This window comes from Bradyrhizobium genosp. SA-3, from assembly GCF_004212635.1.
Taxonomy (GTDB): domain Bacteria; phylum Pseudomonadota; class Alphaproteobacteria; order Rhizobiales; family Xanthobacteraceae; genus Bradyrhizobium.
In genome coordinates, this window is sequence record NZ_PSRT01000052.1 from 14,518 (window position 1) to 33,580 (window position 19,063).

Genomic DNA, 19,063 nt, shown 5'->3' on the forward strand with positions numbered 1-19,063 from the left:
AACAGCTGCCGCGAAAGGCAGGCAAAGCAAAAAACGCATTGAAATCCCCCGAGTCAATACGATCGGACGTTATCGGCAGTCAGACGCCCCTTCAAGAACCTCGAATAATTGCCAGCCGTACCTATCCACCAAGAAACTACCCAGTTGGAGCTAACCAAAGCGACTGGCACCCAAATCTGTAGACGGCCTGGCAGGAGTATCGCCGTAACTTTTTGCTCACTTCATTCCTCTAAAGTTATCTCACGGACGCAACGCCGCTTCGCCGACGGCACCCACCGCGCAATCCCGCGCATTTCCTCTCACCCCGTCGGCGATAGATGTCATCAACGCCCTACGACCGTCAGACGTCCTTTGCACTTTTCAGCGCCGAGAATCCATCAAAGCCTCATCCGGGAAACACGCTCGACGCCGAGTTCAACGCCGTCAAGCTGGCGATGGACGACACCCAACAGAACCTGGCCCTCATCCAGGACGACGACGGCGCGCTGAAGCGCGGCTCGGTCGGCCGGGCGCAGTTCGACAGCAGCGTCAGCATCGGTTTCGCCGCACCGTCGCAGTGGGCGAGTGGGGTCCTCTACACCGCCGAAGTCAACACTGTCTTCCACAACTCGATTTTCTACATCGCGAATACGACCCACACCTCTGGCGTCAGCTTTGACGCCTCGAAGTGGGACGAGATCGCCGATTTCACCGCCGCGGTCGCGATCACCGACGGCTCGATCACGTCCTCCAAGCTGGCTGACGGCGCAGTCGCCGCGAACAAGTTGGCCGACGGTGTTGTCTCGAACTCGAAAATTGCAACGGGCGCAGTCACGACCACAAAGATCGCCGACTCGAATGTCACGACGCCGAAAGTGGCTGACGGTGCGATTACGTTGTCGAAGCTGGAGCCGAGCATCGCCATGCCCGCAGGCCTCGGTCCGCTGCCGTGGTCGGGCGCAACGCTCCCGGCGGGATGGGACTGGGCCGACGGTGGCGTGCTCCTTTCGGATACGCCGTACCCCGCGCTTCGTGCCCGATATGTCACTGACGGCTTCCCCTTCGGTCAGGACGGCTCCGGCAATCCGAAGAAGCCCGACATGCGTGGGCGCGTTCCGGCTGGCGTGGACACCATGAACGGTTCTGCCGCGGGGCGGCTCACGGACGCCACGTCGGGCTTTGGTGACGCCCTTGGCGAAACAGGCGGCTCCCAGTCGGTCATCCTGACGTCCGCGCAGATGCCGTCGCACGCGCACAGCGTCACAGATCCTGGTCACACGCACACCTTCAACAACAACCCGGTCGTGACGGGCACAAATAGTATCCAGACGACGAGCGGCAATACCTACATTATTCCGGGAAGCCCTCAGACATCGACCATTGTTGCAAACACCACTGGCATTTCGATTCAATCCACGGGTGGCGGTGGCGCGCACAACAACGTCCAGCCCACGATCGTGCTCAATTACATCATCAAGGCGCACTAACGATGCCGCAGCTAATCGAGTTCGAAGGCCAACGGCATGAATTCCCCGACGACTTCACGCCGGCGGATATTCAGCGTGCGTTGAGCAGTTATTCTCGGCCTGCGAACCGAGTGCAAAGGCCCGACGGAGCGCACGTCGAGTTTCCGGCCGGTACCTCCAACGAGGAGATGACTACAGCCCTCCGAAAGCATTATGGCGAACCGGGGCAGCCGACCATTCCTCCGCTTCCGCCTGGCTACACGCTCGATCGTCCCGTCACAGATCCAGCGCTCATTGCGCAGCTTGAAGGCACGCCGCTGGGTGCCAAACGTGGAATGTTCGACGATCTCATTCCAAAAGGACGCACCTTCGATTTCACTTCGCCGGACGGGAAGGTCTACACCGTCACCGGCCCGGAGGGCGCAACGGTTCAGCAAGCTTGGGAGATCTTGCAGCGGCAGTTGAACACCCAGCCGGCCGCTAAGCCGCCGTTCGATCCGACACAGCCGTATCAGGTCGTGGCCGACAAGCCACCTTTCGATCCGACCAAACCGTTTCAAGCAGGCTCGGCCCCTCCGAAGCTCGTCCCGGTGGATCATGATCCGTTTGCGTCGGCGGCTGGTGTGCGGCCGAATCCGTTTGATAGATTTGATCCACAGCCGGGCGCGCAGAACGCCGCGCAGCAAGGCCGTCTCTACGTCACCCCCGAAGCGCCGAAGCCGATCGAGCGCCCGGCGTCGATCCTGCCGAGCAGCGTAGGCGGCGCGGTGCGCGACTTCCAGGTCGGCGCCCAAGGCGTCGGCAAGGGGCTCACTGACATCATCACTGGCCCGTTCGACCTCGTGGCGGGTGCGCAGAACGCCGCTGTCGGCGGCATCAACAAACTGCTCGGCACGGACATCCCGATGGCCACGCCGGCGTCCAAGCTGGTCGAGAAAGGCGCCGACGCAATTGGTGTTCCGGGTATCGACCCTGCCACGATGTCGCGAAGCGAGAAGCTATTCTACGACGTCAACCGGTTCGGCACGCAGGCGGTCGGCACCGGCGCCATGCTGGCGCAGCGTGCGCCGAGCGTCGCGACCGCGGCAACCCGGTCTGAGACCGTCCCGGAGCGGATCCTAGATCACATGGCACGGCCATACACGGAGGCCCCCGCCCGTACGCTGGTCGGAGATACGATAGGTGGAGCGGGCGCCGGGATCGCGGTCAACGCATCAGACAACTACGTTCCTGACGACGCAAGCGTCTTCGGCCACTACGTCGGTCACGGCCTCAAGGATGTCACGAACCTGGTCGCCCCGCTGGTCGGTGCTTCCGGCGCCAACACGTTGCAGACAGGCGTCGAGACCCCAAGATCGGCGCCGGCACGAATCATCGTCTTGCTCCACACCAGGTCTCGGAGCTTCGCCCGGCTTATCTTGACCTGAGTGCCGCGAATGCTGACATCAATACCGCGGGTCCTCGGCGGCCGTTTGATCCCGTGCTTCCGCTCGAATGCCTTGGTCGCCCGGTCTTCCATCCTTGATCGGTAGCGCGCCAGGCGCTCGGGGTAGGGATATGGAAACGGCGCGCACGCCGTCTTCAGCTTGTAATACCGCCGGGCCCAGGATTGCTGCTCTTTATCGTCGAACGGATAGAAGTGCAGGTCGACAGCGCGAGCCCATGGAGCTCCGTTGGGCATGTAGCCGGGCCTGTTCAGGTCAAAGTCCCACCAGAGTGCGTCGGAGAGTCGGACCAGTTGCTGCGGAGTGGCTAGGCGATCGACCGTCTCGGCGCAGTATCTGGGGTGTCCAGAGGGATCGCCGGCCACTGGCGCAATGATGCCGATGTCGAGAAGGCCGTCGAGCTCGTAGCCTTTAAGTTGGAGCCGCTCGAGGAGCTCCTGTTCGGCGTAGAGGGGCGGTTCAGTGGTCATCGCGTTCCGGCCCCGACGGCAACGCGCGTCCATCTGATCGGACGCTTAGCAAAGCTCGTATTGAAGTAGCCTTTTGGGGGCGTCGGCACTTCGAAAAGTTTGCAGATGCGCATGAGCACATGCTTTTTGATCCCGAGGCGTTTCGCCACTTCGGCCATCGGCGCATTCCAGACGCGCAGGCCCAGCTCAACGCGAGAGATCCCGGTGTACTTGGTGACCTCTTCGTTCTGAAGCGCGGCCAGTCGATCGATCACGAGCTGGGCGTAGGCCGCGGCGAGCATCGCCTTCTTGATCTCCGGAGGAGGTTCTTGAGGTGGCTCCAGGGCAGGGGGCGCTTCCAGTGGCCGCGGATCCTGAGCACGATCGATGGCGCGATCGTGCGGCAGAGGGGGCGGAAATGGGTTATCGGGAATGCCGGTGAATGGCTTTGCGGCGTTGAGGACTTCCTGTTCGTTGCGCATGCTTTGCTCTCCATGAGCCCCAGCGTGCGTTTGGGATCACTGAAACCGAGCTCGGTCAACGGTGAGAGTTTGTTGGCTTTGTCGACATTGCGCGAACTGCCTGCAATCTGACGGCTCGTGGCCGTGGTTGTTGGCCTTTGTCTGGTCAGCGGCTATCGCTAAAGTCGGCTCGCGAGAGAGCGTCACTCCGAATCAGGTCGGGTTGGTGGTGCTGCGTTATCGATTTTGCGTGATTTTGTGGCTTTGGAGGAGCGACTTCGTCGACCGGGGCTAGCTGCTCTCTGCGACCACGGGCCATCCGGGGTACGTCTCCGCAGGCCGATTTGGTGAGATGACTTTTGGGCGCGCGGCCCTTTCACGTCGCCGCTTCGCGGCAGCGCCTGGCCATTTGATCAGGCCGGCGGTCTAACTTGGACACCAGCCGCAGCTCCAGCATGCAGCATCTTCTCACGTCCGAAGAGATTGAACGGTTTGCCCTCACTCTCCTCGATTATCGATTGGGCCTGCAGTCTCATGAACTCGTCGGCGTACTCACGGCCCTGAAGCTGCGCGATCATGTTGTATTGACGGTTTAGCTTCGCGATAAGGCGATCGCCGGACCAGCGGACGATTGCTTGCTGGATCCGCACGATCCAGTACGCAATGAAAATAGGGAAGCTGGCAACGATCACCGCAAACCATAGCGGCGACATCCAGTCCAAGCCGGACGAAGTTGCCATGAATTGACGATACGGTTCCCGCCAGACGAGCAGCAGCAAGCCCGCGACGACACCGAGCAGCCCGACAGCGCTGGCAAATCCCAGGGTGAAGACCGTGTAGAATTGGCCGCGGGGCATCCGGAAGACCTCCGTTCTGAGCTCAACGCCAGATTGCCGTAGGTGGATGGCCCCTGCAAGCCCGTCAGAAAGGCCGCTCAATCGAGGTAGGAGGGGCGCTGGACGCGTTGCATGGCTAGGATCGCCCGATTGACTGCCCGCTCTCGACGAGCCGCCAGGCGGGCCGCGGCCGTCGGCTTCTTGGGGCGCGGCTTCGCCCGCTTCTTCCGGGCCTTCTTGATCTGGACGGGTATCCCCGGTGAGTGGTGGAGCTCGCAGCGCTTATTCAACTGTCCCTTGCGGACCCGGCTTTTGGTCGCGAGCGCCAGGAAGTTGCGCTTGCAGCCAGGTTCGGCGCAGACAGACTGATAGCGGATCATTTCGATGTAGCGGCCGTCGCGGGTCCAATGATCTTTGGTGCCGAGGATCCGGGCGGCTTCTGGCGCCAACTTGCCGACGGCAGCCACGGTGTAGCGACGGACGGGAGCCGTACGGCCGGTTCCCGCGCGATAGACGATGACGAACGACTTGGCACCGGTTGGCCGGACGCGCACCCCGAACCCGGGAAGCTTTGCATCCCATACCGTGTATTCAGACGCCTGCTTTTCCAGGCTGTCGACCAGGCTTTTTGTGATGGTTTGACCGCTCATTTTTCCTCCGGGAAGCACGGGGGAAGCACCGCGGTGCCAATCACAGCAGGTGATAGATGCCGGAAAGTTAGGGAGCGGCTGATTTTCCCTGGAGCGTTAAGGCCCCTGCGGGCCCCGGAGGGTAGGTGAGGGAATAGCTGGTATGTTTTGGGTACTGCAGGTCGTTGGTTCGAATCCAGCTGCCCCGACCAGTTCCGACGTGTACCCCAAGAATGCCCAGGCCGACGCCCAAGTCTGATGCCGAAGTCTCTTGCCTAGGGATTCGGGGGCCGCCTCAGAACAACAGCCAGTCGACGAAGCGCCAGGCGAACCAGGCGAGGGCGCTAATCCAGCCCAGCATTGCGATTCCCGCAAGGCCGAGCCCGCAGAGTGCGAGCAGCAAGCTTCCGGCCTCCGGCGTCTCCGCGAGTTCCTCAGGCGTAGCGACCTGGCTCACGGCGCCCGCCGGCTTTGCCTCCTGCGGTTCATTGATCTCTGCTCGTTCGTGGAAATTCACCGGCCGCGCTCCAGCTCTCACAGGGACGTGAGACGCCGTCCGTGCAGGCGGGCGCACGCTGATCGCGGACACTCTCGGATGCCCCGGACAGGCGGGAAAAAGCTGCAACGCGTGGCGGAGTGATTGGTTGCCATCGTCTGGCCGAAAGGCGCTGCGGAAGCCTTGGCGCACATTCTCCTTGCCTCGCGACTTTGGCGCGATGTTTCAGGCGATTGCGGCCCTCCGAGGGCGCAGAATTGGCCGGACGCTCATCGAACCTTCTGCGCGGCGCCATAGACATATGCGTGTTGGGGATTTCAGCGCCCAATGCCTAAACGGACGCCGCCAAGCGATGATACTCCGCTTGCGCGGCGTTGCGCTTTTCAGGCGTCACTTTTTCAGATCTGGCCCATCAGCTCGAGGCGTGCCAGCCGGCCGGAAACGGCACGAACGGCCAGACTGTCTGGTTGTCGTTGGCGGCCTTCAGCGGCTGCGGGGATGGTGTCTTTGCGATCGGGACAGGCGTTGTCGATCGCAGCGCCAAGCGCAGACATGCACATTGCAAATTCATTGTGGTCGTCCTGGCCAGTCAATTCTTTTGAAAATACGTGTCGGCTCAAAAACACCGCGCGTCCTCAAAACGGCGCGCTCTCAAATCACGCACGCACTCTAGAAAAGTCGACGCCGGCTTTCAACCAATCTCGCCGTTTGCGCACGAGAAGTAAGGTTGATCGGTTAGGTTAAGGGCGAGCGGTTGTTGCGGGCGCCTTAGTCGCTGTTATCAGATCGAGCACGGCTCGCGATGGGCTGCCTGAAATCCGTGCTCACACAAGATCACAGTTCGTGGCAGCGCGCGCATCAGTCGAGTTCTGCGCCAGTGAGTTCTGCCATGTCTTCCGATCGCAACCCCAAAACCACCGGTCCGCAGTCAAGCTGGACCGAGATCTGGCATCTCTGGACCGTGATCGTGCCGCGCCGCTCGATCAACGGACAGCTCGTGTACGGTAAGGTCTGGCGCCGCCACGACGGCCGCGACTGGATCTACAAGAAGTTCACCGAGTTCGACGGCGAAGAGGCGGCCTGACGCGGCATCGGCCGCCGCGTCACCATCAGGCGGCCTTCGCCGCTGCCGGTTTGGACGGCGGCGGCTTCAACGGCTTGTCCTGCTTCTTCGACCACGAGATGTAATAGGCCACCGTCGTCATGATCGCGACGCCGGCGATGCTGACGAAGAGCTGCGCGAACAGCGAGCCCGAGCTCATCGACAGTTCGAAATGGCCGACGAAGGACAGGAAGACGCCGACGCAGAACACCGCGAGCGACTGCTGGCCGCAGACGATCAGCGGATCGAACACCTTCCACTCCAGGCCCGGCCACTCCTTCGGCACGAAGCGGATCACCAGGATCACGATCACGACGAAGTGGATGAAGCGGTAGGGCGCGAGGTTGGTCTTGTCGTTCGGGTTAAACGCCGAGAACAGCCATTGCGGGAGCATGCCGCCCAAGGTCGGGAAGCGGCCGGCCATGGTCATGATCAGCGCGAAGGCGAGATAGGCGAGGCAGAGGTAAAGCGTGATCGGCGCGTTGATCAGCGTCATCGAGCGCCGCGCGCCGCCCATGGCGCACCAGGCGCCGAACACGAACAGCACCTGCCAGCAATACGGGTTGAAATACCACTGGCCGGCCGGATAGGCCGTCAGATTCCAGCCGAAATGGCGCGCGGCCAGCCACAGCACGATGGACAGCGCCATCGTCACGTCGGGCTTGCGCAGCATGAACCACAGCACCGGCGGGAACAGTCCCATCAGCACGATGTAGAGCGGCAGCACGTCGAGATTGAGCGGCTTGAAGCGCAGGAACAGACCCTGGCGCAGCGTCTCGGTGGCGTTGTCGACGAGGCCGGCGACGTTGAACTCGTTGATCATCTCGGAATCGCCGAAGCGCAGCGCGAGATAGCTGATCGAGGCGATGTAGATCACGAACAGGATGATGTGGGCGACATAGAGCTGCCAGACCCGCTTGGTTAGCCTTGTGGCGCCGACGACGAAGCCGCGCTCCAGCATCATCCGCGCATAGACGAACGAGGCGGTGTAGCCGGAGATGAAGACGAACAGGTCGGCGGCGTCGGAAAAGCCGTAATTGCGCGTCGTGACCCAATTCACGACGTTGTCGGGGATGTGGTCGAGGAAGATCGCCCAGTTCGCGACGCCGCGAAACAGGTCGAGCCGGAGGTCGCGCCCCTTTTCGGGAAGCGTTGCGCTGATGTTCAGGAAGGCCATGCGACGGGAGCTTTCGGAAGGAACAAATACGCTGATGTCGGGGAGGCAGTGCCGCCGGGCGGGGTCCCGGCGCGGAAGGCGGGTACGCAATTGTCACGGTGCAGCATAATGACTATACCCGTAGGTAGGGCACCCGGGGAGCCGGAATCACCGAACACTTCCCGAACGGTGTCTCTATACTATCCCTGAGATTTCTACCAACTGCCACCGTGACGCATCCAGTTCGAACGAAAAGACGAAGAGGCCCGGACCACCCCATGACCGCACGCATTTTCAAGCCCGCCAAGAACGCGATGCAATCCGGCCGGTACAAGACGAAGGAATGGCAGCTCGATTACGAGCCGGAGCAGCCGCGTTCGGTCGAGCCGCTGATGGGCTGGACCTCGTCCGGCGACATGAAGCAGCAGATCACGCTGCGCTTCCACAGCAAGGAAGAGGCGGTCGCCTATTGCGAGCGCAAGGGCATCGCCTACCAGGTGATCGAGCCGCAGGAGTCGGTACGCCGGCCGGCCGCCTATGCCGACAATTTCTCGTTCCGCCGCGGCGAGCCCTGGACGCATTGAGGGGCCAACCCGGCGCCAAAGACTTCCGTCATGCCCGGGCTTGTCCCGCCTGCGCGGCCGAAGCCGCTTCGGCGAGGCGTAGGCCCGGGCATCCACGTCTTTGGTGGCCGCGTGAAAGAACGTGGATGGCCGGGACAAGGCCCGGCCATGACGGCGGGAGATATTCCGCCCACACGCTATAAACCTCGCATCCGACCATCCCACGTCACGGATCAGCTACCACGCCGGCTCTGGCCCTTGGCAGCTATTCCGCCGCATGCTTCGCTGCCGCACATGACAAGCTCATGGGCGAGGTGGGTATGGCGGGGCGTGACCAGCTCGACGGCGTCGATCTGAAGATACTGTCCGAACTGCAGCAGGACGGGCGGGTTCGCAACAACGAGCTGGCGCTGCGGGTCGGGGTGTCCGCGCCCAACTGTCTGCGGCGGCTGAAATCGCTGTTCAGCCGCGGCGTGATCCGGGCGGTGCGCGCGGTCATCGACGAACGGCGGCTCGGCTTTGAGGTGGTGTCGTTCGTCTCGATCCAGCTCGGCAGCCAGGCGCAGCCTGTGCTGGAGGCGTTCGAGAGCTCGATTGCCGCGATCCCGCGCATCCAGCAGTGCTGGCGCATTTCGGGCGACACCGACTATCTCCTCAAATGCGTGGCGCCGAGCGTCGAGAGCATGCGCCAGCAGCTCCTGCATTTCGCCGCGATGCCGAACGTGAAGAACGTCCGCAGCTTTCCGGTGCTGGGCGTCGCGAAGGACGTGCCACTGCCGTTGCAGGAGGTCGCCGCGGTATCGGCGGGATAGGGACGCTGCGTTCCAGGCGCCGTCACCGCCAGGCTCGCGAAAATCCGAAGGAGCGATACGCCGCCACACGCCCGACGCCACTATGATGCTGAGTAAATCACCTAACTGTGACATGTGATTTCGGAAGTCCTGCGATGCGCTGAACCGTGATTGTCGGTTCGGGGCCGCCGCCTAGATCCAAGGTGTGAACCTCGGCCTGCGTCGCATGCCGAGGCCTCTTTTGTGGGACCCTGAGCCAGGAAAAGACACCATGACCTCGACCTCGAAGACGTTTGTCGCATCCGCTGCAACGCTGTTTGCATCCGCGTTTCTCATGATGACCGCACCGACTGCGCGTGCGGACGATTTCTGCATCACCAACGGTGCCCAGGCCGCTCACGGTTGCGGTTATCCGACCATGGAAGCCTGCCGGGCCGCGGCCGGCGGCATCGGTGGAACTTGCGCACAGAGCGGCGGTGCGAAGACCTCGAATGACGCGCTGGCCTACCAGCCGAAGCAGACGCGGTCGCGTACCAAGATTCGGCCGGGCGCGCAGACCAACTCGAACTAACGCCCGACATCGCGACCGGTTTCGGAACGTTGCGGCCCCCGAGGTTCATCTCGGGGGTCATCAATTTATGACAAAGAGGCGACAACCCCTCAGCGATACCGGCCGCGAAACTCGCGGGGCGAGGCGCCGGTCCAGGTACGGAAGGCACGCGAAAAACTCTTCTCGTTGCGGAATCCGGCGATCTCCGCGATCCGCTTGATCGGCGTGCGGCCGCGCATCAGCTCCTGCCTGGCGAGCTCGAACTTTGCCTCTTCCTTGAGATCGCGCAGCGAGGTGGCCTCCTCGCGCAGGCGCCGATGCATGGTGCGCGTGGACAGCGCCAGCTCGCGCGCGACATCCTCGGCGCCGAGACTGCGTCCGCGCGCATTGCGGAGCACGCGGCGCACGCGCTCGACAAGAAGCCGGTCGCGCCGATAGGGCAGCACCGTCAGCCGCAAGGCGCCTTTGAGCATGTTATCGAGGTCGGCGGCGCTGCGCGCGAGCGGCAGCGACAGATAGTGCTTGTCGAAGATGATCGCGGCGCGGTCGGCGTCGAAGCGGATATTGCGGCAGAAGATGGTCGGGTAGACCGAGACGTGGCCGGGCTGGGGGTAAGGAAATTCCGCCGCGCGCAAGGCGATCGCGGAATCGACCGCCCAGCAGGAGAAGCCGAGCACGTAGCGGAGCAGGGTGACCAGGCAGAATTCGCGTAAGCCGCCGAGATCGCGCAGCTCCCGGATGAAGACGACCGCAGTCTCCTCGCCAACCGCGAGATCGAGCACGACATCCTCGGTGAGCAGGCGGTGATGCCGGCACCAGCGCTTGAGCGCCACCTCCAGCGTCGGCGCCGTGATCGAGGCGCGGCACAGCATGCCATAGGTGCCCCATGGCAGCCGGCGCGAGAACCAGCCGAGCGCCTCGTCGTCGAGCTCGCGCATGGCATGGCCTGCCAGGACCTCGAACTGGGCGGCCGTGATCCGCCCATCCGGAGAATCGACAAGGTCCGGCGCTACCTGACCCCGGCTCAGCGCCTCCGCGGGATCGCGGCCGTATCGTTCATAAGCGGCGACCACACCGCGGACGAAGGCGGCAGGGGTCATGGCACGGCGCGGGATCGCGGTGGCGGCTTGAAAAGGCATCGGAATTCCCTCGGAAAATCCTCGCCAAGTTTGGCGGAAAATGCAACCTTTTCGACCGCAAGAGCGCCGGGGCCCCGCTAGGTTCGGACGCCAAAATACGGAGGAATCGCCTTGAACATCCCGAGCATCGACTTCGATTTGGGCGAAGACATCGGCATGCTGCGCGACACGCTTCGCGCCTTCGTGGAGGCGGAGATCACCCCGCGCGCTGCCGACATCGAGAAGGCCAATCTGTTCCCCGCAGACCTCTGGAAGCGTTTCGGCGACCTCGGCCTGCTCGGCATGACTGCACCGGAACAATATGGCGGGTCCAACATGGGCTATCTCGCCCATATCGTCGCCATGGAGGAGATTTCGCGCGGCTCGGCTGCCGTGGGGCTCTCCTACGGCGCCCATTCCAACCTCTGCGTCAATCAGATCCGCCGCAACGGCAACGACACGCAGCGCCAGCGCTATCTGCCGAAGCTGATCTCCGGAGAGTATGTCGGCGCGCTCGCGATGTCCGAGCCCGGCGCCGGTTCCGACGTGGTCTCGATGAAGCTGCGCGCCGACAAGCGCGGCGACCGCTACGTGCTCAACGGCTCGAAGATGTGGATCACCAATGGCGGCGATGCCGACGTGCTCGTCGTCTACGCCAAGACCGATCCGGAGGCCGGTCCGCGCGGCATGACCGCCTTCCTCATCGAGAAAGGCTTCAAGGGGTTTACCCACGGCCAGCACCTCGACAAGCTCGGCATGCGCGGCTCCAACACCTATCCTTTGTTCTTCGACGAATGCGAGGTGCCGGAGGAGAACGTGCTCGGCAAGGTGGGCGAGGGCGTCAAGGTGCTGATGTCCGGCCTCGACTATGAGCGCGCGGTGCTCTCGGGCGGCCCGCTCGGGATCATGGCGGCCTGCATGGACGCGGTGGTGCCGTACATGCACGAGCGCAAGCAGTTCGGCCAGCCGATCGGCGATTTCCAGCTGATGCAGGGCAAGCTCGCCGACATGTATTCGACCTGGCAGGCCACGCGCGCCTATGTCTACGCCGTGGGGCGCGCCTGCGACCGCGCCGACCACGCGCGCAGCTTGCGCAAGGACGCGGCTGCCGCGATCCTCTATTCCGCGGAGAAGGCGACGTGGATGGCGGGCGAGGCGATCCAGGCGCTCGGCGGGGTCGGCTACACCAGCGAATTTCCGGTCGGACGGTTGTGGCGCGACGCCAAGCTCTACGAGATCGGCGCCGGCACCTCGGAGGTTCGCCGCATGCTGATCGGCCGCGAGCTGATGGCCGAGACGGCTTGAGCTCTATCCATTTGGAAATGCCGCGAAGCTGGTCCAACCTACCCGCGGCCTCTCATCACGCCACAGACACGCGGGACTTAAATGCCGCTCCATTCCAGCATCGATCCGTCTTCCCAAGACTTTGCGCGCAATTCCGAGGCCATGCGCACCCTCGTCGTGGACTTGCGTGAAAAGCTGAGCCAGGTCGCCGGCGGCGGCGGCGAGGCCTCGCGCAACCGCCACACCGCGCGCGGCAAGATGCTGGCGCGCGAGCGCGTCGACCTGCTGGTCGATCCCGGGACCTCGTTCCTGGAGCTGTCGCCACTCGCGGCCTATGGCCTCTATGGCGGCGACGTGCATTCGGCGAGCGTCGTCACGGGGGTGGGGCGCATCTCGGGCCGCGAATGCGTGATCGTCGCCAATGACGCCACCATCAAGGGCGGCACCTATTATCCGATGACCGTGAAGAAGCACCTGCGCGCGCAGGACATCGCGCGGCAGAACAATCTTCCTTGCGTCTACATGGTCGATTCCGGCGGCGCCTTCCTGCCGCTTCAGGACGAGATCTTTCCGGATGAGCGGCATTTCGGCCGCATCTTCTACAACCAGGCCCAGATGTCCTCACAAGGCATTCCTCAGATCGCGATCGTGATGGGCTCCTGCACCGCCGGCGGCGCCTATGTGCCGGCGATGTCGGACGAGAGCATCATCGTCCGCAACCAAGGTACCATCTTCCTCGGCGGTCCGCCGCTGGTGAAGGCCGCGACCGGCGAGGTTGTGAGCGCTGAAGAGCTCGGCGGCGCCGACGTGCACTCGCGCCAGTCGGGCGTGACCGATCACTACGCCCAGAACGATGCGCACGCGATCGGCATCGCCCGGCGCATCGTCGGCACCTTGAAGCCACCGACGCGACCGAACCTCAACATGCATGCCCCGCGCGATCCGCTGTTTGCGGCGGAGGAAATCTATGGCGTAGTCCCCGTCGATGGCCGCAAGCCCTTCGACGTGCGCGACATCATCGCCCGCATCGTCGACGGCTCCGAATTCGATGAGTTCAAGAAGCTCTACGGCACGACCCTGGTGTGCGGCTTCACCCATATCTGGGGCTTTCCGGTCGGCATCATCGCCAATAACGGCATTCTCTTCAGCGAGAGCTCGCTGAAGGGCGCGCATTTCATCGAGCTGTGCTGCCAGCGCGGCATTCCGCTGGTGTTCCTGCAGAACATCACGGGCTTCATGGTCGGCAAGAAGTACGAGGCCGGCGGCATCGCGCGGGACGGTGCCAAGCTGGTGACGGCGGTCGCGACCGCCTCGGTGCCGAAATTCACCGTCGTGATCGGCGGCTCCTACGGCGCCGGCAATTACGGCATGTGCGGCCGCGCCTACGCGCCGCGCTTCCTCTGGATGTGGCCGAATGCGCGCATCTCGGTGATGGGCGGCGAACAGGCCTCGATGGTGCTGAGCCAGGTCCGGCGCGACAATATCGAGGCCAAGGGCGATAGCTGGTCGAAGGAAGAGGAAGAGAAATTCCGTAGCCCCATTCGTGCGCAATATGAGAGCCAGGGGCATCCCTATTACGCGACCGCGCGGCTCTGGGACGACGGCGTGATCGATCCGGCCGACACGCGGCTGGTGCTCGGGCTCGGCCTTTCGGCGGCGTCGAATGCGCCGATCGAACCGACGAAATTCGGCCTGTTCAGGATGTGATGCGATGGACCGCTCAAAGCTCTACCGGCGATTTCACACGCTCCTGATCGCCAACCGCGGCGAGATCGCCTGCCGCGTCATCCGCACTGCGCGGGCCATGGGCCTGCGCACGGTCGCGGTCTATTCCGAGGCCGACCGCGACGCGATGCATGTCGCGCTCGCCGACGAGGCCGTGCTGCTCGGGCCGGCGCGGGCCCGCGACAGCTATCTCAGTGTCGAGCGGCTGATCGAGGCCGCGCGCAAGACTGGCGCGGAAGCCGTGCATCCCGGCTACGGCTTCCTGTCGGAGAATGCCGAATTCGCGCGGGCCTGCTTCGATGCGGGTCTCGTCTTTGTCGGTCCGACGGCCGGGATGATGACGGCGATGGGCTCGAAGTCCGGCTCGAAGGAGTTGATGGAAAAGGCCGGCGTGCCGCTGGTGCCCGGCTATCACGGCGAAGCCCAGGACGAGGCGACGCTTTCGAAGGCCGCGGACAGGATCGGCTTCCCCATTTTGGTGAAGGCGTCGGCCGGCGGCGGCGGCCGCGGCATGCGCATCGTGCGTTCGGCTGCCGAACTTGAGCCCGCGATCGTCAGCGCCAAGCGCGAAGCCAAAGCTGCGTTCGGTGACGATCGCATGCTGATCGAGAAATATGTCGACAATCCCAGGCATATCGAGGTGCAGGTGATCGGCGACAGCCACGGCAATCTGCTCTCGCTGTTCGAGCGCGAATGCACGCTCCAGCGCCGGCATCAGAAGGTGATCGAGGAGGCGCCGTCGCCGACGCTCAATCCTGCCCAGCGCGAGACCGTCTGCGCCGCCGCGCGAAAGGCGGCGGGCGCGGTGAATTATGTCGGCGCCGGCACCATCGAATTCGTCTCCGACGGCAAGGACGTGTTCTTCATCGAGATGAACACGCGCCTCCAGGTCGAGCATCCCGTGACCGAGCTGATCACCGGCATCGACCTCGTCGAATGGCAGCTGCGCGTCGCTTTCGGCGAGGCGCTGCCTCTGAAGCAGGACGAGATCCGGCTCAACGGCCATGCGGTCGAGGCGCGCGTCTACGCCGAGAACCCGACCAAGAACTTCATGCCGTCGGTCGGAAAGATCTCGACATGGCGCCTGCCGGCAGAGACCGGGGGCTTGCGCATCGATGCCGGCTATCGCGAGGGCGACAGCGTGTCGCCCTATTACGATGCGATGCTCGCAAAAATGATCGCGTGGGCGCCGACGCGGGACGTCGCGATCGAGCGGCTGAACCGGGGGCTGGAAGAGTCCGACGTTCGCGGCATCGTCACCAACATTCCATTCCTGTCGGCGCTGATGACGCATCCAAAAGTGCGGACCAATGCGGTTGACACCGGGTTCATCGAGCGCGAGCTGGCGGTCCTGACGCAGGCCGCACCGGCGCCCGGCGAACTCGAGCTGTGCGCCGCCGTGGCCGCTGTTATCAACGAGGAGCAACAGGCCGCACGTGTGCATGCGAATTCGCCCTGGCAAACCTTCGGCTGGCAGCCGGTCGGCCGCCGCCGGCGCAGTTTCGCCTTCCGCGTCGGTCACGGACCTGAGCAGAAGATTACCCTGAACTACGGCAGTGACCCCTCGACGCTGCTGATCGGCGAGCGCGAACTCGCGTTCACGATTGCGCCGCACGACGGCGGATTCGATCTGACGCTTGATGGCTTGAAATCTTCCGTTGCGGCCGTGATCGACGGCCATGAGCTGTATTTGCGCACGCGCAACGGCCGCTTCGATCTGCACTGGGTCGATCCGTTCGGCGGCGAGAGCGAGGAGCATGCCGGCGAGGACAAGATCGCGGCGCCGTTGCCGGGCACCGTCGTCGCCGTGCTGGCGGAGGAGGGCGCCAAGCTCGACAAGGGTGCGCCGATCCTCACCCTCGAAGTGATGAAGATGGAGCAGACGCTGCGGGCCCCCTATGCCGGGGTGCTGAAGTCCATCAAGTGCAAGGTCGGCGACATCGTGCAGGAGGGCGTCGAGCTTGCCGTGGTCGAGCCGTCAGGAGAGTGAGATGAGCGACCAGGTCCGCATCATCGAAATGGGCCCGCGCGATGGGCTCCAGAACGAGAAGACGCCCGTGAGTGTCGAGGCGCGCATCGCCTTCATCGAGGCGCTGGTAGAGGCCGGCCTCCATACAGTCGAGGTCGGTGCCTTCGTCTCGCCCAAGGCGATCCCGCAAATGGCAAGCTCGGACGCCGTGCTGCGCGGCGTCAGCCACCTGACGGATGCCGAATTCCATGTGCTGGTGCCGAACGAGAAGGGCTATGACGCAGCCCGCGCCGCGGGCGCGCAGGTCGTCTCGGTGTTTGCGGCAGCATCGGAAGGCTTTTCGCGCGCCAACATCAACTGTTCGGTCGCGGAGTCCATCGACCGGTTCAAGCCCGTGCTCGCGCGCGCCAAGGCCGACGGCGTCAAGGTGCGCGGCTATATCTCCTGCGTGCTCGGCTGTCCCTTCGACGGCGAGATCAAGCCGAAGGCGGTCGCCGATCTCGCCAACACGCTATGGGAGCTCGGCTGCTACGAGATCTCGCTCGGCGACACCATCGGCGTCGGCACGCCTGATAAGGCGAAGCAGATGCTGCGCGCGGTAGCCGCTAACATTCCGCCCGCCAATCTCGCGATGCATTTCCACGACACCTACGGCCAGGCGCTCGCCAATCTCTATGCGGGGATGGAGGAGGGCGTCCGCGTCATCGACGCCGCCGCCGGCGGCCTCGGCGGCTGCCCCTACGCGCCGGGCGCGACCGGCAATGTCGCGACCGAGGACGTCGTCTACATGCTTGAGGGCATGGGCATCAGGACCGGCGTCGATATGGACAAGCTGCTGGCGGCGACCAACGAGATGAGCGGCGTGCTGGGCAAGCCGCCCGTGAGCCGGGTCGCGTCCGCGCTGAACGCCAAAATGAAGCGAGCCGCTTCGTAGGGTGGGCAAAGGCGCATTTGCGCCGTGCCCACTGTCTTTCCGCAATCGAATTCGTAAATGGTGGGCACGCTTTCGCTTTGCCCACCCTACGAAACCTGCGATCAGGCCGCCTTCAGCCCGACATCCGGCAGGCGCGGCCGGTTCTTCAGCGCCTTGGCCATCATGGCCTCCACCTCGGCCTTCTCCTGCGGCAGCAGTGCGAGGCGGGGCGGGCGCGTCAGTGCCGTGCCGCGGCCCATGATGTGCTCGCACAGCTTGATGCACTGGACGAGGTCCGGGCGTGCGTCCAGATGCAAGAGCGGCATGAACCATTCGTAGAGCGGCATCGCCTCCGCGTAGCGGCCCGCCTTGGCGAGGCGGAACAGCGTCTCGCCCTCGCGCGGGAAGGCATTCGACATGCCGGAGACCCAGCCCACGGCGCCCATGGCGACGCTCTCGACGATGACGTCGTCGAGGCCTGCGAACAACACGAAGCGGTCGCCGACCATGTTGCGGGTGTCGATGAAGCGCCGCGTGTCGCCGGAGGAATCCTTGAAGCAGACGACGGTCTCGACGTCGGCGAGCGAGGCCAGGATGTCCGGGGTGACGTCGTTCTTGTAGATCGGCGGATTGTTGTAGAGCATCACCGGCAAGTCGGTGGCACTGGCAACGGCGCGGAAATGCGCGGCGGTCTCGTGCGGCTTGGAGGAATAGACCAGGGCCGGCATCACCATCACGCCGTCGATGCCAACGCGCGCGGCTTCCTTGGCGGTCTCGACCGCAAAGGCGGTGGTGAATTCGGCGATGCCGCACAGCACGGGCACGCGGCCGGCCGCGACCGACTTCGCCGCCTCCATGATGGCGACTTTCTCCTTGCGCTCCAGCGAGGTGTTCTCGCCGACCGAGCCACAGACGATCAGGCCGGAGACGCCGTCGCGGATCAGGCCATCCATCACCTTGGCGGTCGCATCGATGTCGAGCGAGAGATCGTCGTGGAATTGCGTGGTGACGGCCGGGAAGACGCCTTCCCAGGAAACGCGGCGGCTCATGATTTCACTCCAAGTAAATTTGCAAGGTAGATTGGGCCGGCGGGGGGCTGGATCCGCCGGTTGTGTGAAGAGGATAGCGATTAAGATCAGAGCGTCGCGCCGACCTTGCGCAGTTCGGCGAGGACAGGTGCCTTGGGCAGCCAGATCTTGTCGAACTCGGCAATGACGGCCTCGGTGTCCTTGGCGTCGACTAGGCGGATCGGGATCGGCGCGTTCTTGAAGTTCTCGATCAGCGCGGGTTCGTTGCCGGCGAGCTCGTCGATCTGCGCATCCAGCGTCGACTTGATCGTCTTGGCGATCAGCTCGCGGTCGGATGCGGGGAGCGACTGCCAGACCCGACCCGAGACGACCGCCGCCATCGGCATGAAGACGGCGTTCATCTGGAGGATCACCTTCGACACCTTGTCGAAGCGCTGGTTCCAGGAGAATTCGAGATCGGCCTCGAGGCCGTCGACCTGGCCGTTGGCCATGGCGTCGAACACCTGCGGCGTCGGGATCGGCGTTGGCGCTGCGCCCAGCGAGGAGTAGAAATCGCGATAGACCGGCGTGGGGTTGATGCGCAGCTTCATGCCGCGAATGTCGGCGAGCGTGTTCAGATCCTTTGACGAGAACACCGCGCGCATGCCGGTGATGCCCCAACCGAGCCCGATCGTGCCGGTCTCCTGCGGCAGCACCTCGAACAGCTTCACCGCCGCCGGATGCCGCACGAACTTCGCCACCGCAGGCGTCGAGCGGACGATGTAGGGCGCATTGATCGCGGCGATGTGCGGCACGCGCGAGCCGAGCTCGGCGGCCTGGATGAAGCCCATGTCGAGCGCGCCGGACTGCAATTGCTGCATCATCGCCGGTTCGTTGCCGAGCTGGCCGGAGTGGAACACGCTCACGGTCAAGCGGCCGCTGGTGGCCGCCTTGAGATCGTCGCCGAATTTGAGCGCGGCCTTGTTCCAGGAATGGCCGTTGGGCGTGATCAGGCCGAGGCGGAATTCCTTGGCCTGGGCGAGCGCCAGCGACGGCGCGAACACCGATGCGGCGGCACTGGCGGCGAGAAAGCGGCGGCGTGAAAGCGGCATGGTCGGGCTCCT

19 protein-coding genes are annotated in these 19,063 nt (G+C 64.0%); 10 read left to right on the forward strand and 9 right to left on the reverse strand.

The window, feature by feature from the left end:
- Positions 1–317 precede the first annotated feature (317 nt).
- Together CWO91_RS19490 and CWO91_RS19495 are read left to right on the forward strand one after the other, a co-directional pair.
- Positions 318–1,466 (forward strand): phage tail protein, encoded by a 1,149-nt coding sequence (locus CWO91_RS19490; protein WP_130215387.1) that lies wholly within the window; start codon positions 318–320, stop codon positions 1,464–1,466.
- 167 nt (positions 1,467–1,633) lie between these two features.
- Positions 1,634–2,872 (forward strand): hypothetical protein, encoded by a 1,239-nt coding sequence (locus CWO91_RS19495; RefSeq protein ID WP_165405557.1) that lies wholly within the window; start codon positions 1,634–1,636, stop codon positions 2,870–2,872.
- Positions 2,873–3,356: 484 nt separating this feature from the next.
- Here CWO91_RS19495 and CWO91_RS19500 read toward each other — a convergent pair whose 3' ends face one another.
- The 5 genes from CWO91_RS19500 to CWO91_RS43070 all read right to left on the reverse strand — a co-directional run bounded on the left by CWO91_RS19500 (position 3,357) and on the right by CWO91_RS43070 (position 6,387).
- Positions 3,357–3,821, reverse strand: coding sequence for a hypothetical protein (locus CWO91_RS19500; protein WP_130215391.1), 465 nt, complete (start codon positions 3,819–3,821; stop codon positions 3,357–3,359).
- Between the two features lie 392 nt (positions 3,822–4,213).
- Positions 4,214–4,657 (reverse strand): hypothetical protein, encoded by a 444-nt coding sequence (locus tag CWO91_RS19505; protein ID WP_130215393.1) that lies wholly within the window; start codon positions 4,655–4,657, stop codon positions 4,214–4,216.
- 77 nt (positions 4,658–4,734) lie between these two features.
- Entirely contained in the window at positions 4,735–5,286 is a 552-nt protein-coding gene (locus tag CWO91_RS19510; protein WP_130215395.1) for an Arm DNA-binding domain-containing protein, read from the reverse strand.
- A gap of 274 nt (positions 5,287–5,560) precedes the next feature.
- Positions 5,561–5,782, reverse strand: a complete 222-nt coding sequence (locus CWO91_RS19515; protein WP_130215397.1) for an RNA-binding protein — start codon at positions 5,780–5,782, stop codon at positions 5,561–5,563.
- 377 nt (positions 5,783–6,159) lie between these two features.
- Complete coding sequence (locus tag CWO91_RS43070; RefSeq protein ID WP_165405552.1) at positions 6,160–6,387, reverse strand: hypothetical protein; 228 nt, start codon at positions 6,385–6,387, stop codon at positions 6,160–6,162.
- Positions 6,388–6,650: 263 nt separating this feature from the next.
- Between CWO91_RS43070 and CWO91_RS19520 the strand changes: the two genes are divergently transcribed.
- Positions 6,651–6,845 carry a hypothetical protein gene (locus tag CWO91_RS19520; protein WP_130215399.1) on the forward strand — a complete coding sequence of 65 codons (195 nt, stop codon included), beginning with the start codon at positions 6,651–6,653 and terminating at the stop codon, positions 6,843–6,845.
- Positions 6,846–6,870: 25 nt separating this feature from the next.
- Here CWO91_RS19520 and CWO91_RS19525 read toward each other — a convergent pair whose 3' ends face one another.
- The gene (locus CWO91_RS19525) at positions 6,871–8,040 is read right to left on the reverse strand and encodes an OpgC domain-containing protein (RefSeq protein WP_091894900.1); all 1,170 of its coding nucleotides are present in this window, start codon (positions 8,038–8,040) and stop codon (positions 6,871–6,873) included.
- A 257-nt stretch (positions 8,041–8,297) separates the two neighbouring features.
- Here CWO91_RS19525 and CWO91_RS19530 point away from each other — a divergent pair, with 257 nt between their 5' ends.
- From CWO91_RS19530 to CWO91_RS19545, 3 genes are all read left to right on the forward strand, one after another.
- Positions 8,298–8,603 carry an ETC complex I subunit gene (locus CWO91_RS19530; protein WP_130215401.1) on the forward strand — a complete coding sequence of 102 codons (306 nt, stop codon included), beginning with the start codon at positions 8,298–8,300 and terminating at the stop codon, positions 8,601–8,603.
- A gap of 299 nt (positions 8,604–8,902) precedes the next feature.
- Positions 8,903–9,394 carry an Lrp/AsnC family transcriptional regulator gene (locus CWO91_RS19540; RefSeq protein WP_130215405.1) on the forward strand — a complete coding sequence of 164 codons (492 nt, stop codon included), beginning with the start codon at positions 8,903–8,905 and terminating at the stop codon, positions 9,392–9,394.
- Between the two features lie 250 nt (positions 9,395–9,644).
- Positions 9,645–9,944, forward strand: a complete 300-nt coding sequence (locus tag CWO91_RS19545) for a DUF3551 domain-containing protein (protein WP_130215407.1) — start codon at positions 9,645–9,647, stop codon at positions 9,942–9,944.
- Between the two features lie 89 nt (positions 9,945–10,033).
- On the opposite strand, the gene CWO91_RS19550 is transcribed toward CWO91_RS19545, so the two are convergent.
- Positions 10,034–11,062: an AraC family transcriptional regulator gene (locus tag CWO91_RS19550; protein WP_130215409.1), complete on the reverse strand. Its 1,029-nt coding sequence runs from the start codon at positions 11,060–11,062 to the stop codon at positions 10,034–10,036.
- Between the two features lie 156 nt (positions 11,063–11,218).
- On the opposite strand from CWO91_RS19550, the gene CWO91_RS19555 reads away from it, so the two are divergent.
- The 4 genes from CWO91_RS19555 to CWO91_RS19570 all read left to right on the forward strand — a co-directional run bounded on the left by CWO91_RS19555 (position 11,219) and on the right by CWO91_RS19570 (position 16,953).
- Positions 11,219–12,346, forward strand: a complete 1,128-nt coding sequence (locus CWO91_RS19555; protein ID WP_130215456.1) for an isovaleryl-CoA dehydrogenase — start codon at positions 11,219–11,221, stop codon at positions 12,344–12,346.
- 81 nt (positions 12,347–12,427) lie between these two features.
- Complete coding sequence (locus CWO91_RS19560; protein WP_130215411.1) at positions 12,428–14,032, forward strand: carboxyl transferase domain-containing protein; 1,605 nt, start codon at positions 12,428–12,430, stop codon at positions 14,030–14,032.
- Between the two features lie 4 nt (positions 14,033–14,036).
- Positions 14,037–16,040 carry an acetyl/propionyl/methylcrotonyl-CoA carboxylase subunit alpha gene (locus CWO91_RS19565; protein WP_165405559.1) on the forward strand — a complete coding sequence of 668 codons (2,004 nt, stop codon included), beginning with the start codon at positions 14,037–14,039 and terminating at the stop codon, positions 16,038–16,040.
- 1 nt (position 16,041) lies between these two features.
- Positions 16,042–16,953, forward strand: coding sequence for a hydroxymethylglutaryl-CoA lyase (locus tag CWO91_RS19570; RefSeq protein ID WP_130215415.1), 912 nt, complete (start codon positions 16,042–16,044; stop codon positions 16,951–16,953).
- A 101-nt stretch (positions 16,954–17,054) separates the two neighbouring features.
- Here CWO91_RS19570 and CWO91_RS19575 read toward each other — a convergent pair whose 3' ends face one another.
- Entirely contained in the window at positions 17,055–17,981 is a 927-nt protein-coding gene (locus tag CWO91_RS19575) for a dihydrodipicolinate synthase family protein (protein WP_130215417.1), read from the reverse strand.
- A gap of 86 nt (positions 17,982–18,067) precedes the next feature.
- The gene (locus CWO91_RS19580; protein ID WP_130215419.1) at positions 18,068–19,051 is read right to left on the reverse strand and encodes a TRAP transporter substrate-binding protein; all 984 of its coding nucleotides are present in this window, start codon (positions 19,049–19,051) and stop codon (positions 18,068–18,070) included.
- Positions 19,052–19,063 lie beyond the last annotated feature (12 nt).